The organism is Marinicella meishanensis (genome assembly GCF_019931145.1).
GTDB lineage: Bacteria > Pseudomonadota > Gammaproteobacteria > Xanthomonadales > Marinicellaceae > Marinicella > Marinicella meishanensis.
In genome coordinates, this window is sequence record NZ_JAIOUV010000001.1 from 71,513 (window position 1) to 87,750 (window position 16,238).

Sequence of the window (16,238 nt, forward strand, 5' to 3'; positions counted from 1 at the left end):
CCGGCTTAATCATTCATTCAAAATCATCCAAAAAGATCACATCAGGATTCCAAATCGGCTGTTGATACAAATACGCTTCGTCATGACCAGGGTGACCCAAGCGACCGGTGAGGCTGCCATGGTCGGCCATGAACACCACGCCGACGGTTGGTGAGGCACTGGTCAAATCTGACCTGATTTGGATTTCCAATTCAACTTCATCGATGGTTTCGGTGCCATCAATCATCCGCGAAACGATCTGTCGATGCTGCGTCGCCGTGTCAATCAGCACCAAATCCCGATTGCCATCGGTGTCACCGGCAAATTCAGGGTTGCTGCCACCTCGATTGTTGTTGTCATCTGGATCAACATCGGTGAATACATAGCCGACATAACGGCCGGCATCAGACACCGCCACCTGACTGATGCCTGAGGTGCCGGCTTGGGTCAAGGGCACACCCTGTTGATTCAATGACACCAAAGTGTGGTCACCTGCCAAGCGATCGTACAACAACACCTGCGAGTTGTTGGCACCGCTGTAGTCATCAGCAGTCAAGTTGTCCGCGTCGGTGATGAAAGCCACCCAACGCCCATCGGCTGATATGGCCGGATCGCGTGACTGGTCGTTGGCTTCGGTGCCACCCATGGTTTGAGATATCCGCACCGTACCACCACCCAATTGCCTGAGGAACACATCGGTTTGGCCATTGCCGTCGTGGTTGACGATCTGGTCGTTATCTGAGGTGTAAGTGACCCACAACTCCCCAGCCAGCCCGCTGAAATCAAATTCTTCGGATCCGGCGGCTTGCCCAGCCATGTCCTCACTGATCAGCACCACCTGACCGTTGTTTGGGTTATAAGCATACACATCACGTTGACCATTGCTGTCGTTGGGCACCAAGTCCTCGAAGGTGTCGAACACCACCACCCCTTGGTCATTGACCCGATTGTTAAAGCCTTCGGCAATCTGCAAAAAGGCGTTGTTTTGACGGTCATAACGGTACAAAAAATAGCTGCCCAAAGAATTCAGGCCCATGGGTGGTTCATACTGGGTCCGAAACGACACATAGCGCCCTGAAGGCGACAAGGCCGGTTCATAGGTGCTGATGTTGGCTGCGAGTCGATCCATGATGCCGTTGTCACGATTCAACACAAACAAATCCAAGGTGTCATTCAAGGGTTCGGGCACCAAATTGGGGGATTTGCTGGAGAGTAAAACAGTCAACTGGTCGCTGCTGATTTTGACGTGGTTGATGTCATCCATCACCGTTTCTGGGGTGAAAGCCGCCACGTGTTCTTGTTGCATGGAGCCGTCGGTAAAGTCATGCTGTAAGATCGAGGTATTGGGCCCAAATGTGGGTGTTAAGGTCAGGTCGGTGGCCGCGGTGGTGAACAACAACTGTTCACCAAAGACCCCCAATTGTGGGTCATAACTGTGGCCATTGGCTTTTTCTCCCAAAGCGTTCTGCGACACCAAGGTCAACACACCGGTGGCGGTGTCATAAGCATACAAATCATAATCACCATTGGTTGAACTCGGGAACATCTCATCCGATGATTCGGTGAACGCCACCCGCGTTCCATCGCCACTGATCGCCACATCACTGAAACTGCTGTGATTGAGCAGTTGGTTGCCCAAGTCATCCACATTGAGGCGGGTGATGGTGCCACTGTCATACCAAAACACATCGATGCGGTTGTTGCTGTCATCGGCCACCAGGTCTTCTTGTCTCGAGGAGAACACCACCGTGCCTTGATTGCTGACTTGCCCAGCCCAGCCAGAAAACTCACTGTCACTGGAATTGACTCCGCCGGGGGTGACATTGATGAGGGTTCTGGCGTCATTCAACCGATCCAGCACGAACAGGTTGTCACCGCTGTTATTGATCACCTCTGCACTTAAATTATCCGCCCGAGAAACCATCAAGACATATCGCCCACTGCTGGAAACATGTTCATTGTGGGTGTCGCCATCAGCGGCCGCCGCACCATCCAGTGAGGTGCTCAACAAGGTGTAACTGTCATCGCTCAAATCTTTGCGGTAGATTTGGGTCGAATTGTTGCCGACGTGCAAAGGATCAATGGCTGTGCGGCTGCTGAAAATCACGCCCTGCCCATCATCTGACAGATACAGTTCACCGCTGGTGATTTCGACCATGCCATTGCTGCCAAAACCACTTTCGTTGAACAGTTCGCCAGTCACCAGGTCTTTGATGTACAGCTGATAAGCCTCACCATTGCCGCCAGGATACTCGGTCGCTTGACTGGCAAAGGCCACGTAGCGACCATCAAATGAAGGACGTGAAAACGAATAAATGCCCTCAGACAAAGCCTGCTGACCACTTTGGCTCACTGAGACCAATTGGGTGGTCTCCGTTTGCAAATCCCTGATGAACAAATCCTCAATGTGATTCGCATCGTTGTTCACCAGGTTATTGGCTTTGCTGACAAAGCTGATGTAACGACCGGTGTTGGACAACCGCAAATCTTCGGCCCCGTGATCGGCCAACAAGCCCACATCCAAATTGGGCTCGGTCAACCAGGACAACTCATTGGCCGTGGCCCGATCAACTGACCACAACAAACCCCAAAAGAACACCACTCTTAACATGACAAATCCCCAAAAAATGAAAGGCTTCATTCTAGGAAATGGGTGGAGCTGAAACCTGAAAGGCTGCTGAATTCATCCTGAATTCAGCAGCCAATGGGCCCCAAGCCATGGTTTGGGGCCTGATCAGTCAGAACCTCTGTATCAGCGCAGGCTGCCGCACTTGTGACCTGAAGTGGGCGTACCTATGGCATTCAGTAAATGAATGGGTGGGCGATAATTAGATCCAATTGTGCCGGCAGATGTGGTTGCGTAAGGGGATTCTTGTTTGGTTTGGATCAACTGGTCCAAATATTGATTCCAGGGTGGTTTTCCATGGGTGCGCTTGAGTCTCTCGATGGCATCCTCGCTGGCTTTTTCTTGGGTTTTTTTGGCTGGTGTGATTTTACCGTAAACGATGAATGGTCCACCGTTCTCAAAGCCGCTTGGTCCAATGCCCACTCGCAATATTTTAAGTAAATGATCTCCTTCCAAACCCACATGAATGGTGCCTTTGTAGTATGTGCCTATGGGCTGCCAATCTTTCAGGGGTTTGAGTGATAATTCCACATTATTGAGCCCGGGTACGCCTGTTTTCAATCGCTCACCGAAACCAGTGTAATCGCCCAAATAATAAGTTTCGTTATAGATCACCGCCGAGCGATTGAAGCACATGTGATTCAATCCAAAGTTATCAGCGGTCAATTCGATGGCCTCGGGTTGTGCGGCTTTCAATTTGGGCACCACATTGAGGCGGATCTGACCTTCGGTGAAGTCATAAAGTACATGCGATGACATTGCAAGCTGTGAAACATCTATCTTTTGATCAAGCAAGGCATCGTCTTTTTGCTTGAGGTAAAACAACAGATGCAATTGGTTTTCTTCATTCAAAAACATTTCTAGATTCCAGGGACCGCCGGGTTTGAGGTGATCGATGTATTCATTTTTCATTGAACGGTATGTTGAAGTGTGGCCTGGAAATACGCGGTGTGTTGCCAATTCTTCAATCATTTCCTGATCTGAATTGGGTGTGAAATAAAGCGCCATTTCTACAAATATGGTGGCTGGTTGTTCAGCCTGGACGTAAGCTCCCACAACAACGTTCCACAGCAAAATCCAATTGAAGAGGTGTCTCATGATTTGTTCTCCCAAATGATGGTGATGGATTGATGAAGACCGTCTGGTGATTCATCACTTTGAACGATGGAGTATCCACCGGGGTTTTTTTGTGCATCTTCATGCTGCCCAACCGCACTTTCTGCTTGATCAGGTGTGGCTTCGAGCAGTTGGAACTGCACCACATTCAAAGTCAAAGACAGCAACAAGGCTGCTGCCATGGACCATTGCCAAAATGGTTTGAGGTTGATTGAGCCAATGGCTGGTTGTCCAAACAATTCATCGGCTTTGGTTTGATATCTCGCACTGGCAGGCTTCAATGAGAGTGATTTCAGTATGTCTTCGGGTTGATTCATGGTGTTGACTCCTGGAGCTTTTCGATGGCCCGGCGGTAACGCGAAGCCACGGTATTGATGGATTGATTGCTGCTGAGGGCGATTTCTTTGAAGGTCAAGCCACCGATGGCTTTCATGACCAACAACTGCTGTTCTGCTTCAGACAGTTGTGACATGAGTTGCAACACGGTTTGTTGTTGGTGGCGCAAAGCCGGATCGGCTTGTTGCCAATCAATCACCTCCGTCCAAGTGGATTGATGGCGCATGGATTGTTGGCGCAACCGCAGGGCCTGATTGCGCACGGCGCGATACACATAGGCCACCAAATTGTCGGGCTCGGCCGGGGTTTCGGCCACCGCCAACAAGGCTTCATGCACCGCATCCTCAGCCAACTGACGGTTTTTGGTGATCGCCAAAGCGCACACATACCATCGCTGTTGGTGCTTTTGAAACAGTGGCCCCAGTTGCTTTATCCTCATACTTACAGATTTTTATTCATATGAGTGTCGGGCGGGGGATTTTTGTGCATCAGGGCTGAAGTTTTTTTACTTTGGGTGGTGAATCACCAGCTGCCCTTCTCCTTGCATTCGTGATAAGGTGGTTGGGTTTTGATTTGTTGTTGATTCTCAGCACCACCCGCTCATGAATGATTGGAAAAAAATCAGTGCCTTGTCACTGTTGTTCTTTGCCTTGTTGTTGGCTTTGTTCATCTACCTGTTCAAAATCAACATTTCATTGCCTTCGAATAACTTGCCCTTCGTGGCCGAAGCAAAACGCCAAACACCGCTGCCCACTTGGCAGGGGACACGGCCAAAGAACATCATTGTGTTCATTGCCGATGGCATGGGATTCAGTCATTTGACAGTGGCCATGCACACCCAACAACAAGCCGGTCAATCCTCGGTCTGGCAACAATTCGAGGTCAAAACTTGGCATGATGCGCGCTCCCACTACGGTCCTTTGACCGATTCTGAGGCTGCTGCCACGGCCATGGCCACGGGTCACTCAACCGCTTTTGGTCACATCGGCATGGACGCCGAACAAAACCACCTGAGCAATGTCTTTGAACTGGCATCCGCCCAAGGTATGGTGACTGGGGTGGTGACCGATTCATATGTTTGGGATGGCACACCTGCTGGTTTCACCACCCACATCCGCAATGAAGACGATGCCAGAAACATCCTCAAGCAACAGGCCAACAGCCAGTTGGCACTGCTGTTTGGTGAGCTGGAAGATTTGGGTGAAGGCCTGGTCCCTGAACAGGCTGAAACGGAATCCATCTTGAGCCAACGGTTTCAATTACTGGACAAATCCCTGACCTTGCCGGCACAAACCGAACCACTGCCACCCATCGCAGTTTTGTATGATGAAGATGAAATTCAAAACCTGAACTCATCGCCCAACCTACCGCAAATGACCGCCACGGCGCTGCAGTATTTGTCATGGCACCAGCAGCCCATGCTGCTGTTGGTCGAAAGTGAGGAGCTGGACTCGGCATCCCACACCAATGATGCAGATCGGGTCATTGCCGGCTTGCAAGTCATTCAACACACCCTGGCGGTGCTGCTGCAGTACACCGCCGAAAATCCCGACACTTTGCTGGTATTCACCGCCGATCACGAAACCGGTGGGCTGGCCGCCACCGCCGACTACACCACCTACCCCGATCTACAAATGCGCTGGTCAACCAGGCACCACACGGCGGTGGTGGTGCCCTTGTTGGCCACAGGCCCTGGGGCCCAAGCATTTACCCGGGTCCAACGCAACACGGACATTGGTCTGGTGCTGAAAGACTTGTTGACTCCACATGAGGCAACAACGACGCCATAAACACCCCTGATTTGACCCAAAAAAACCACCCTGTCTGGGTGGTTTCTTGCTTTAATTGGTTTGACGATCAGCTGATCGCGGCCAACACCCGGTTGCGTTCAAAGTTGCTGCCGATGCTGTTCGCGGCGGCTTTGATGCGGGCTTTGATGGCGTCATTCATGGCCGGCTGGCGGCTGATGCTGAGCAACAAGTTGGCCAATTCAAAATCCGAACCGATGTGTTCGGCCGCGGCTTCGATCATGCGGGCCAAATGCGCTTCTGGCACGTTAAACTTGAGCAAATCGGCATACACTTTTTTCATCTCGAAATCAGAGCCTATGTGACTGGCCAGATCCAGATAGGCGGTGAACAAAGCCTCATCGGCTTGTTCGATGTGTTGATTGGCAGCCAACATGACTTTGGCCAATTCGAAATCCGAGCCGATGGCGGTGGCCAAGGCAAACAGGTTTTGTACATTCACCCCTTGATCGCCGCGTTGATCCAGATAAGCGATCAACACCTTGGCCATTTCAAAGTCCGATCCAATGCTTTCAGCGGCGGTGAAATAGGCTTGGTTGATGGCGGTGCTGGGTGGTAATTGCGGCAGCACGTTGAGCATGGTTTTGGCCATTTCGAAGTCCGAACCAATGCTGCCAGTAGCGGCAAAAAAGTCCAACCACTGACCTTCTGATTCGATCTCTTGGGTGGCCACCATGGCCGACAACACATGTGCCAACTCAAAGTCCGAACCGATGTCGGCCGCCAGGGTCATGGCCTGTGACAAATCGCGATCACTCAATACAGACAAGCTGAACAAATGCTTGAGGTAGGCTTTGCGCACAAAATCACTGTGGATCAAAGCCACTTCTTCCAACACACCTTGATCTCCGTGGTGGGATTGAATGCGTTCGACCCGGGCTTCCGCCTGCAAGCCGGTTTCCCGATAAACCATGGGTATGACGCTGGCAAACCAGCGCCTGGCAGCGGCATCAAAGGCTTGCTCATCACCCTCGTACCAATAAGTGTAGGCGGCATTTTCGGCATTGGTCCCGGGCGCACTTTCAATCAAAATGCGTTGTTTGATGCCCCCTTCGCTGTGGGTCAGATCAAAGCGGCTGTTGCTGGGGAAGGCCAGAATTTGACTTTCGTCGTCATTGAATTGAATGTCGCCTTTGAGCTTGGCTTTGACTTTCAGTTGGCGGTCATCGCGGGAAGAACTGATCGATATTTCAGTCTCACCACCATCGGTGCTGATGTGGTGGTAGGATGAGCCACTGGCATGGTGGATGTTGGTCAGGACCGAATGGGTTTGGGCCACCACGCCAGGGGCGGTCACCACGATCAGGGCCAAAATGCCCATCAGACCCATGGTCCACAGGCGGCTGGTTCGTTTGTTTTGGGGCTGCATGATGTTTTCCACACGTTGCAGCAGTTGGCTTTTCTTTGATGTCATAGCGGGTACCATTAGGGGTTGAGGTTGTTGATTGAGCTGTCTGGGTTGTTGGGCTTTGGCCACATCAACCAAAGTCACTGCCAGGGCCTTGGGATTGTTGGTCCAGGTGGTGGCCAGGGCATCGGCTTGTTGTTCGGTGGCTTGGTGAATGTGTTGGGTCAACAGGCGGTTCAGTGGTTGGAAGAACAACACCATCTGCCACCATTGGTTGATGGCCAGCCACAGCCCATCACGGCGTTTGATGTGGGCCAATTCATGGGCCAGGGCGGCTTCAATTTGTTCGGCTCGACACTGTTGCAAAAAGGCCGTTGGGCACACCACTTCGCGGTGCAAGGCAATCGGTGAAGTCAACACTTCCGATTGGCTCAATCGGGTGTTGGCCGGCAAGCCACTGTGTACCAACAAGCGATGGAAAGCGGTGAGGGTGTCCGGGTTGGTTACGGCCTGTCTGGATTGCATCAGCCAACACCATTGGCGCTGACTGTGTCGGTGTCGATAAACCAAACCGATCAATCCGGCCAGCCAAATCAATGACCACCACATGGCTGGGTTGATTGGGTCTGGCTGGCCATTTCTTTGGCCAAGATCTTGCCCAATCCCTTGCCCCACATGCGGCTTGATGTCTGCGCCCTCTGGGTGGCTGGGTGCGGGGGTGTGCTCTGTCGGCACGGTGACCACTGGGTCAGTCTTGGCTGAACTGCGGTTTGGTGGTTTGACTGTTGGTTGCTTGCTGACCAAAGGTTGGTTGGATGGCTGCCATTGTGCAGGGCTCCAGGTCATGGCCCCCTGGGGAATCCAGCCTTGGGTCTGTACCCAGGCCGTGCACAAGCCCAGCAACAACACCGACTTCATGACCCATTCACCCAAACGATCAAAGGCCAACAAGCCCAGTCGGATGGCCACCAACACCAGGCCAATCAGCACGGTGGAGTGAATGAAATAGTTGACCGCAAACAGCATCAGCTGTTCGGCCAAAGTTTGGATGGTCTCAATCACGGCGCACCTCCTGATCCAGCAAGGCTTTGATTTTCAGCAAGTCATCTTCAGACACCGTTTCTTGGTCCACCAAGTGGTGCACCAAGGCTTCAGGTTCACCATCGAACAATTGCTGCAACAAACTGCCCAACATCGATGAGCGCACTTCGGCTTCACTGACTTGGGCTTGATAGAGGTATTGGCGGCCGTCTTTTTCGTAACCAATGACGCCCTTTTCCTGTAAGCGCTTGAGCATGGTCGCCACCGTGGTCAAGGCCAGCGGTTTGTGTTGGTTCAGTAGTTGGTGCACTTCACTGACACTGAGTTTGTCGTGCTGCCACAACACTTTCATCACTTCGATTTGAGCCTGGCTGAGCTTGATGGCGGGTCTGGTTTGGGTCATGGGATGTGATTAATTACTACAACTGTAGTTTAATTTAATACTACATGTGTAGTTTGTCAATCCATTTTTACATTTTTTGTCACCCAGCAAGACGGATCAAAACTCATGTTCACGACACAGCTGCAGCTGACCTGTGGTCGATAAGGTCTCCTTGGTCAGTTGGCAAAGGAACTGCTTTTCATCCATCGGTTGGTGGTAACGACAGGACTGACACAAACCAAAACCCGGTTGCTCGTGGTGTTGTTGCCAGCCCTTTAATAAATTGCGGATGCCGGCCGTCAGTTGCTCATGGTTGTGGTCCACCACCACCAACTGTTCTGCCACCGCGGTCAACTGCGCACGCGCCAGCTTGGTCAAGGCCAAGCGCACAATGCGTTTGTCGCGGGTGCAGTTGCTTTTGGTCACCAAGCCCAACTGTTCCATCACTTTCAACGTTTGCGAGATGCTGCCTTTGGTTTGGCCCAGGTATTCACTCAGGGCTTGGGCGGTGTTGGAGTAGCCATTACAGACCGACAGGTACTGCATCACTTCCAAATGCACCATTTGTAGGCCGGCTGAACTGGCTGCCTGCCGCATTTGGCTTTTGTACAAAGAGGTCAGGCGTTCCAGCCACACATTCAATTCTTGATTCATGCATATATGGTATAGCACCTAAACTTTCTTGACAAGCCCAATTTTATCGGTATACTGCGGCATAAAGTTTAGAAACTATACTAATATTTTTTCAGTTTACGAGGACAAAACCATGAGTCACATCCCTTTATTCGATCCCGCCAAGGCCGTGGGACAACACCACCAAGACTTCAAAAACATCCAACTGGCTTTTGGCCAAGTGCCCAACATGTTCAAAGCCATCGGTCAGTCACCGGCTGCCTTGAACAGCCTGTGGACTTCGTTCGTCGCGCTGGGTCAAGGCCAGCTAGACACCCAACTGACTGAACAGATTGCAGTGCTGGTGGCCAACTTGAACCGTTGTGAGTATTGCCTGGCTGCCCACACCCTGCTGGGCCAAAATGCCGGCCTCACGGCGACCCAAATGGAACAAGCCCAACAGGGGCTCTCTACCGATGCCAGAACCGCTGCAGCCTTGCAGTTCGTGCAACAAATGGTGACGCAAAAAGCCCACCTCAGTGAGGCCGATGTGGCCCAGGTGAAACAAGCCGGTTTTACCGACGCTGAAGTGGCCGAACTGGTGGCCCACGTGGCCTTGAATGTGTTCACTAACTACACCAATGTCGGCTTGGCAGTGCCCACCGACTTTCCGGTTGTACCCTTCAAGTCAGCCGCCTGAAACAGGCAGGAGTTCACATGAAAATCGATGTTTACGATTCTTATGCCACCGCCCGCAATGGCCAACGAATGCACTTTGACGTGCTGGTTACCACCGACACCGCGGCCGCGCAAGCCCATCAATATGGGCAGCAATGGCTGCAGTCGATTGGAGAACCTGCCCACGGGCTGCAACAATCTCATTGTCAGTTCTGTCATACCGCTGCCGCCAATCCGGAGGTCGCCAGACACATCCAACAACACGGGTACTTCATCCTCCAAATGGAAGGCTGTCCAGCACCTTACTGACCCCTCATCACCACCACAGGAGCAAACCATGCAACTTAAATCACCATCCACTGGGGCTTTGATCGCCCTGACCCTATTCAGCCAAACGATTTGGCCGCACCAGGAAACCAAGCATCAGCCGTCGGCTGGTGCCGCCATCCAAGCCACTGCGGGTAACACACCCTTGGCCGCCTTTGATTTGGTGCAAGCCGAAATCACCGCCAGTGACCATTGGTTGACGTTCACCATGCAAGTCAGTGATCAGGCCGGCACTTCCAAGCCCACCCCCACCGGCAAACTGGAAGGCAGCGAGGTTTTTTCCTATGTGTGGCCCACCCAAATCAACAGTGCCGAGGTCGGTTTTGCCGCCGATCAGGGCATCTTGTCGATGGCCATCACGTCCCATCCTGATTTCGATGACACCCCTTTGTTTGATGAAAACGGTGATGGCAACCTGAACAATGACGGCACTGTGTGGCACTCTCATTGGGTGGTGTTGGTGCCCGATGAGGCTTGCGGCCCGGGAGCCCTCAAGGTGAAAGACATCCCCGCAGGGGCCCAACCGCAATTGCCCTTGACTTGGCCAGGCCTGCCGATCTTGATCGACAGCCCCGGTTACAGTCCCATTTTGACCCAACAACAAGTCAGTGTGCGGGTGCCATACAAGCAAGCCAAAGCACTCAAAGGCGTGGCCTTCGATGGCGTCACCGCTGGCCTCAGGGTCAATGAAAGCGCCCATGCCCCTTTGTTGTGTGTGGTGAATGTGTTTGATGTGGCCTCTGGCGACTTGTCTATGCCGGGTCGGGTGCGGTGAACCACGGCTGAAAACAATCAGCCCAATGTGTCACCAAGATGTCCGCAAATCCGTTTTGTATCAATGGGTCAACTTTGATCATTCTGTTGTTACCCCGGTGGAGTGAGTTTCCTCTGGTTGCACCCCCTGTTTTGTGCCATTCACACAAAAAGCCACCCCGATCCTTTGGGTGGCTTCCTTTTCTCACCATTGGTTGCTGTTTCAGTCAAAGGCCGTGATGAAAATCTCATCGGTGCAAACTTCGATCTGCGCCGGATCCAACAACACATGAAAGGTCGCGCCGGCTGGCATGGGCGAAGTGTCTTGGTTGTAGATCAACCAACGGCCCATCGTGTTGTCAAAGCGAACCCCAACGGGCGCCGGATTAACCAAGCCGGTCTCGGCCGACTGGGTGACTTGCAGCTGGGCACAAGACCAACCATTGATCAAGGGGTTGTTCAACATCGTGGCGTAATTCATCACCGGATCCGGGTGGATGTTGCCACTGCCAACGGTGTGCTTGAAAGCGCTGATGCTGGGATCCTGATAATACACATTGAACGTGGTGTTCAATGGCAGGGTGGCGGCATCGAGGTTTTGTACGTACCACCGATCAATGAGGTAATTGATGCCCACCGGATGGTCATTGAAGCCTGGATTGCTGCTGTCATATTTTTGCATCACATGGACAATTTTTTCGGGTCGACCATTCAAACCCGTGCGGTCGATTTCAACAAAATTAGCGGCACCACTTTGTTGCACCTCGAAAGTGGTGAACGTTTTGGCGATGTTCAAAATGTTGAATACCGAGCCCACTTGTATGTCGAAGCCACCATAGTTATAGATCCGCCACAGGCCACTGCCGTCGATGTATTCAAGGTCGGAATTGGCGTTGTTGTAGAACCCGCTGAGACCCCCATCCAGATTGAATTGATGGGTCACGTGCAATCCAATCAAGCCCGGATAACCATCCATGCTGGCATGACTCACGTTGGAGATGTTGTCAACCGGCCCTGCATGCACATGCTGGTGTGAGACCACCCCAAATTCATGGGCGCCGATGTCCAACATCACCACCTCATCGCCGTTGCCATCCTTTTCCCGATACAAACCGTCCATGTCCAAATAAGGCAACAGGCTGCCGGCCAAAATCGAGGCATCGGCGGCATCAATGGCCGGTGACAGTGGCAGCAACCGACCATAGCGGTCCAGCAGTGGATCGGTGTCCGGGGTTTCGGGCACAAAATTACTGTGAAACGAAATGTTGTGATACAGATTAAAGGAATTGCTGACCATGGCATCACCTTGCACCCAGATGCCCGTATTGAAATCCTGCATGATGTTGTTGTGGTACTCGAATGAAAAGTCAGCTGCCGCTCCGGTGTTCAGGACGCGGATGGCTTCACCCAAGTTAAATGTCTGGTTGCGGTCCATCAAGGTGTTGTTGACCATGGTCACCGCCATCGAGTCGCCGCCGTCATTCCTGAACCGCATGGCGGTGGAAAATGAGGAGGTGGTCAACATGTTGATCAAGTTGGATTCGGCATGCACGGAGAATGTGGCGCCTGGGGCAAAATTGCCAAATTCGTTGCCATAATACCTGGAGTAGAATTTGTTGGCTTGCAACACCACTGCCATGGCGGCATTGGTTGCCGCACCGTTGTTGCCAATCGTCATCAGGCTGGTTTGGGCGTGCATGCTGTTGCCAATCAATTCAACCTGCATGTTGGCATTGGCTGCGTAGTTGGTCAAGTAGACCGTACTTTGTCCGGTGTCGGTGGCCAGTGTCCGCAAGCGGTTGTTGCTGATGTGCGCCGTGACCTCGACATCGGCATTGTTGCTGATGACAATTGGATGCCCGGAATGGTCTTTGTTGATATTGTTGTGTTTGATGCGGATCTCCAGGGCACTGTCTGCCTCGTCATCCACAATCAAATACAGGTTGCCATCGACAAAGGTCAAGCCACTGAATTCTGCCAAGCCACCAGTCAAATAAGCATCGATGCGATGACCCGCGGCAAACACCGGTCGATAGCCTTCACCGGCCATGATGGAGATGCCGGGTCCAGTCAGGCTGACGCCTTCATCAATCGGTCCATCGATGTGCAGCAGCACCCGATCACCCGGGGCTGCGGCATTGGCACACACATCCAGGCTGTCGCCACAAAGGCTGCCCGCGCCGCTCCAAATGTGGTCTGCCGCTTGTGCGGTTGTGTTGATCATCGACCAGCCCAACAGGCCGATCAGGGTAAATTTCAAGTATTTCATGTTTCCACCTCAGTTATTCGATACCCATGCTTAACGCAATCGGCGAAAATAAGGCGACATGATCAGTGAAGAAAATCGGACATTCAGCCGCAACCGGCTTAGGGTGTTCGGGGCAAGGCTTTGATTTGATCGATGACTTGCTGCTGTTGATCGACCAGCTCTGCGGCATAATCCTGAGCCTGCATCAGCTGCGCCAAAGCATCCATGTGGGTCTGCATCAGCGCGAAGTCATGGGGTTTTGATTGCAACAGAATCTCCAACAGAATGATGTGGTAACGCACGGTGATGGGATGCGCTTCGCCAAGCATCGCTTGACCCAGGCGCAATGCCCTGAGGATGTGTTCTTGCGCTGCCACGAAATCGCCCAACTCGATGTTGACCAGGGCCAACCTGGCGGCGGCTTTTCTGACCACCGGGCTTTCGGTCTTTTCGTTGTCGATGCTGTGATGGAAGGCCAGCTTGGCTTGGGGGTAAACCGCCGCCTCTTGATAAATCACCCCTTGGGCGTACAAAATTTCAGAAGTCATTGGATGGAACGCCGGCAAATGTTCGCGGGCCAAGGCAACGGTTGACTCGATCTCGGCAAAAGCCGCTTCGGTGTGTTTGATTTTGGCCAAAATCTCCGCATAAAGTTTTTGCGTGTACAGGGTTTGGTCGTGGTACGGGCCCAAACTGATTCGCTGCGACTCCAACACCTGTTTGGTCACTGCCAGGGCTTCAGTGAACTTTTTCTGCACCTTCAACACCGCGGCATGGTTCGATTTCAACTCCAGTGTGTCCGAATAGTTGGGTGGCAACTTGGCTTCAAAAATGGCCACCGCCTCAGCCAACAGGGCTTCTGAGCGATCCAAGTCGCGCTGCGCGTAAGCGATGGTGGCCAAATTATTCAACACATAACCGGTTTGGATGCTGTCAGCCCCAAAATGCTTGAGACTGATGGCATGGGCTTGGGTGGATTTTTCCATCGCTTGATCGATCAAACCCAGATCCTTCAGGGTGGCCGAGCTCACCCGCAAAGTCTCCAACAAATCGGGGTGGTCATCCCCCAACACCCGTCGCTGATCAATCAACAACTGCTCCAACACCGCCATGGCGTCTTCGTAAGCACCCAATTCCAGGTGATATTCACTCAGGTCTTTCCTGATTTCAAAAAACAAACGCTGGTTGTGATCCATCGCCGAATCAGCCAACAAGCGGGTGAGGATGGCCACGCTTTGCTGGGGATTGGATTGAAAAAAGTGGATTTCTGCCAACAGTTTTTGACTCAGCACATATTCAATGCCTTGGTTGTTGGTGAAGGGCAGTTGTAAGGCCTGGTCTGCCGCCAGCAGGGCTTGATCATATTGCATTTGACGGGCCAGGAACCGGGATTTCACCCGATACATTTTGGCCAGGTCAGAGAGGCTGTCATGGGCAAAGATGTCCGGCCGCTGCAGCCAGCCCTCAAGCCGGTCAAAATTTTGTGAGTCATAGAGGAATTGCAACAAATGGGCCATTGATCGGGGTTCATTCGGCTGCAGTTGCAACGATTGCTGCAAGTGATCAATGGCCTGTTGGTAGAGTCCCAGCTTACCAAAGGCGATGCCCATGCTCTGTAACAAATCAAACTTAATCGCTTGATCCATGCGGCGGTCTGCTTGCAACCGCAAAGCGGCCGCTTGTAACAGGTCATTGGCTGTGACGGTTGCCCCCTGGTTGACGTCGGGGTTGGTGTTTTCAAATGCATCCAACATGAACTGTTTGACCACCGCAGCTTTTTGCGCTTCGGCTTGGATTTGCTGGTTTTTATACAAGGTAACCGACAAGGCGCTGCACAACAGCAACACCCCAGCGACCACTGCAGTGACCACCGCTGGCTTACGGATCGCATACTTCTTCAAACGGTAGCCAAACGATTGGGGCGAGGCGTTGACTGGCTTGTTGTCGAGCCAGTGCTGCAAGTCTTCGGCAAAGGCATACATCGACGGATAACGCCGCTCCGGCTCATTCTGCAAGGCCGTTCTCAAGATGTTTTTCAGGTCCCCATCCACCCGCAAAGCCTTGAGGTGTTGGTCCACGGCCAACTCGTCATGGGCACAGGATTTGAGCAAGCGGTCTCTGGGCAATGGGGGTTGACCAACCAGCAACTCCAAGGCCACCACCGCCAAGGAAAAAACATCGGTGGTGACGCTGACTGCTTGGGCATTGATTTGTTCGGGGGAAGCGTAATTCGGGGTCAAAGCCAAAATTGTGGTTTTGTTGGCTTGAATTTTTTGGTCAATCAGTTTGGCGATACCAAAGTCGACAATTTTCAGCACCTCATTGCGATCGATCAAAATGTTGTCTGGCTTCAAATCGCGGTGAATGATCAAGTTGGCGTGTGAATATGACAGGGCTTGGGCACATTGCAAAATCAAACGCATCCGCTCGCGCACCGTGCCACCTTGTTGTTGGCAATGGGCTGTGATCGGCATGGCCTCTTCAATCAATTCCATCACCAAAAACACATCGTGGTTTTCGGTTTGACCACCATGCAGCATGTCGACGATGTTCGGGTGGGACAAGCCAGCCAGGATTTCTTGTTCTTTGACAAATTGGTGCAACAATTCATCGGCTTCCTTACCTTGCGGGGAAAGCACTTTGATGGCCACCCATTTTTGCACGTCTTCACCCAAACGCTTGGCTTTGAACACCTGCGACATGCCGCCTTCACCCAATGGCTCCAACAACTCATACTCATTCAAGCGGTCACCGGCCTGATAGCGATTGCGAATGGCTTGTTGGGTGTCACTCATCAAGCGGTCTTCCAAATAGCCGCCATCCTGTTCTTCGGCTTGAATCAAGTTGATCACCGACGCTTTGACCGCGGCATCCAAATCATCCATGGCGGCCACCTGCGCCAGGGCCTCAGCGGTGGGCAGATCGGCCAATTGCAGGAAAATGTCACAGGCCTGTTGCCAAATTTTTGCTTGGTTGGGATCCAT

Annotated in this window: 13 protein-coding genes; 4 read left to right on the forward strand and 9 right to left on the reverse strand. The window is 52.4% G+C overall.

Features of this window, described 5'->3' with window-relative positions:
* Positions 1–13 precede the first annotated feature (13 nt).
* From K7G70_RS00315 to K7G70_RS00330, 4 genes are all read right to left on the reverse strand, one after another.
* A complete protein-coding gene (locus K7G70_RS00315; protein ID WP_223786592.1) occupies positions 14–2,590 on the reverse strand; it encodes a TolB-like translocation protein in 2,577 nt (858 codons plus the stop codon).
* Between the two features lie 141 nt (positions 2,591–2,731).
* Entirely contained in the window at positions 2,732–3,517 is a 786-nt protein-coding gene (locus K7G70_RS00320; RefSeq protein WP_223786593.1) for a hypothetical protein, read from the reverse strand.
* 182 nt (positions 3,518–3,699) lie between these two features.
* Positions 3,700–4,038, reverse strand: a complete 339-nt coding sequence (locus K7G70_RS00325) for a hypothetical protein (protein ID WP_223786594.1) — start codon at positions 4,036–4,038, stop codon at positions 3,700–3,702.
* Complete coding sequence (locus K7G70_RS00330; RefSeq protein WP_223786595.1) at positions 4,035–4,496, reverse strand: RNA polymerase sigma factor; 462 nt, start codon at positions 4,494–4,496, stop codon at positions 4,035–4,037. Before K7G70_RS00330 ends, K7G70_RS00325 begins: the two co-directional genes overlap by 4 nt.
* Before the next feature lie 163 nt (positions 4,497–4,659).
* On the opposite strand from K7G70_RS00330, the gene K7G70_RS00335 reads away from it, so the two are divergent.
* Positions 4,660–5,847, forward strand: a complete 1,188-nt coding sequence (locus tag K7G70_RS00335) for an alkaline phosphatase (RefSeq protein ID WP_223786596.1) — start codon at positions 4,660–4,662, stop codon at positions 5,845–5,847.
* A gap of 67 nt (positions 5,848–5,914) precedes the next feature.
* Here K7G70_RS00335 and K7G70_RS00340 read toward each other — a convergent pair whose 3' ends face one another.
* From K7G70_RS00340 to K7G70_RS00350, 3 genes are all read right to left on the reverse strand, one after another.
* On the reverse strand, positions 5,915–8,275 hold the full coding sequence (locus K7G70_RS00340; protein WP_223786597.1) for a M56 family metallopeptidase: 2,361 nt from the start codon (positions 8,273–8,275) through the stop codon (positions 5,915–5,917).
* On the reverse strand, positions 8,268–8,657 hold the full coding sequence (locus tag K7G70_RS00345) for a BlaI/MecI/CopY family transcriptional regulator (protein ID WP_223786598.1): 390 nt from the start codon (positions 8,655–8,657) through the stop codon (positions 8,268–8,270). Before K7G70_RS00345 ends, K7G70_RS00340 begins: the two co-directional genes overlap by 8 nt.
* A gap of 96 nt (positions 8,658–8,753) precedes the next feature.
* Positions 8,754–9,290: a MarR family winged helix-turn-helix transcriptional regulator gene (locus K7G70_RS00350; RefSeq protein WP_223786599.1), complete on the reverse strand. Its 537-nt coding sequence runs from the start codon at positions 9,288–9,290 to the stop codon at positions 8,754–8,756.
* 112 nt (positions 9,291–9,402) lie between these two features.
* Between K7G70_RS00350 and K7G70_RS00355 the strand changes: the two genes are divergently transcribed.
* Genes K7G70_RS00355 through K7G70_RS00365 form a run of 3 tightly spaced genes read left to right on the forward strand, consistent with a single transcriptional unit; the run spans position 9,403 to position 11,028 of the window.
* On the forward strand, positions 9,403–9,948 hold the full coding sequence (locus tag K7G70_RS00355; RefSeq protein WP_223786600.1) for a carboxymuconolactone decarboxylase family protein: 546 nt from the start codon (positions 9,403–9,405) through the stop codon (positions 9,946–9,948).
* A 17-nt stretch (positions 9,949–9,965) separates the two neighbouring features.
* The gene (locus tag K7G70_RS00360; protein WP_223786601.1) at positions 9,966–10,235 is read left to right on the forward strand and encodes a DUF2024 family protein; all 270 of its coding nucleotides are present in this window, start codon (positions 9,966–9,968) and stop codon (positions 10,233–10,235) included.
* Between the two features lie 28 nt (positions 10,236–10,263).
* A complete protein-coding gene (locus K7G70_RS00365) occupies positions 10,264–11,028 on the forward strand; it encodes a hypothetical protein (protein WP_223786602.1) in 765 nt (254 codons plus the stop codon).
* Positions 11,029–11,229: 201 nt separating this feature from the next.
* Here K7G70_RS00365 and K7G70_RS00370 read toward each other — a convergent pair whose 3' ends face one another.
* Positions 11,230–13,275, reverse strand: coding sequence for a DUF7452 domain-containing protein (locus K7G70_RS00370; protein ID WP_223786603.1), 2,046 nt, complete (start codon positions 13,273–13,275; stop codon positions 11,230–11,232).
* Between the two features lie 98 nt (positions 13,276–13,373).
* Entirely contained in the window at positions 13,374–16,238 is a 2,865-nt protein-coding gene (locus K7G70_RS00375) for a serine/threonine-protein kinase (protein WP_223786604.1), read from the reverse strand.

What these genes read in the sequence shown, in the direction of transcription:
- K7G70_RS00355 (WP_223786600.1), top strand. Translation starts at nt 9,403, where the DNA reads ATGAGTCACATCCCTTTATTCGATCCCGCCAAGGCCGTGGGACAACAC.
- K7G70_RS00350 (WP_223786599.1), bottom strand. Translation starts at nt 9,290, where the DNA reads ATGAATCAAGAATTGAATGTGTGGCTGGAACGCCTGACCTCTTTGTAC.
- K7G70_RS00330 (WP_223786595.1), bottom strand. Translation starts at nt 4,496, where the DNA reads ATGAGGATAAAGCAACTGGGGCCACTGTTTCAAAAGCACCAACAGCGA.
- K7G70_RS00360 (WP_223786601.1), top strand. Translation starts at nt 9,966, where the DNA reads ATGAAAATCGATGTTTACGATTCTTATGCCACCGCCCGCAATGGCCAA.
- K7G70_RS00315 (WP_223786592.1), bottom strand. Translation starts at nt 2,590, where the DNA reads ATGTTAAGAGTGGTGTTCTTTTGGGGTTTGTTGTGGTCAGTTGATCGG.
- K7G70_RS00335 (WP_223786596.1), top strand. Translation starts at nt 4,660, where the DNA reads ATGAATGATTGGAAAAAAATCAGTGCCTTGTCACTGTTGTTCTTTGCC.
- K7G70_RS00365 (WP_223786602.1), top strand. Translation starts at nt 10,264, where the DNA reads ATGCAACTTAAATCACCATCCACTGGGGCTTTGATCGCCCTGACCCTA.
- K7G70_RS00320 (WP_223786593.1), bottom strand. Translation starts at nt 3,517, where the DNA reads ATGAAAAATGAATACATCGATCACCTCAAACCCGGCGGTCCCTGGAAT.
- K7G70_RS00345 (WP_223786598.1), bottom strand. Translation starts at nt 8,657, where the DNA reads ATGACCCAAACCAGACCCGCCATCAAGCTCAGCCAGGCTCAAATCGAA.
- K7G70_RS00325 (WP_223786594.1), bottom strand. Translation starts at nt 4,038, where the DNA reads ATGAATCAACCCGAAGACATACTGAAATCACTCTCATTGAAGCCTGCC.
- K7G70_RS00375 (WP_223786604.1), bottom strand. Translation starts at nt 16,238, where the DNA reads ATGGATCCCAACCAAGCAAAAATTTGGCAACAGGCCTGTGACATTTTC.
- K7G70_RS00370 (WP_223786603.1), bottom strand. Translation starts at nt 13,275, where the DNA reads ATGAAATACTTGAAATTTACCCTGATCGGCCTGTTGGGCTGGTCGATG.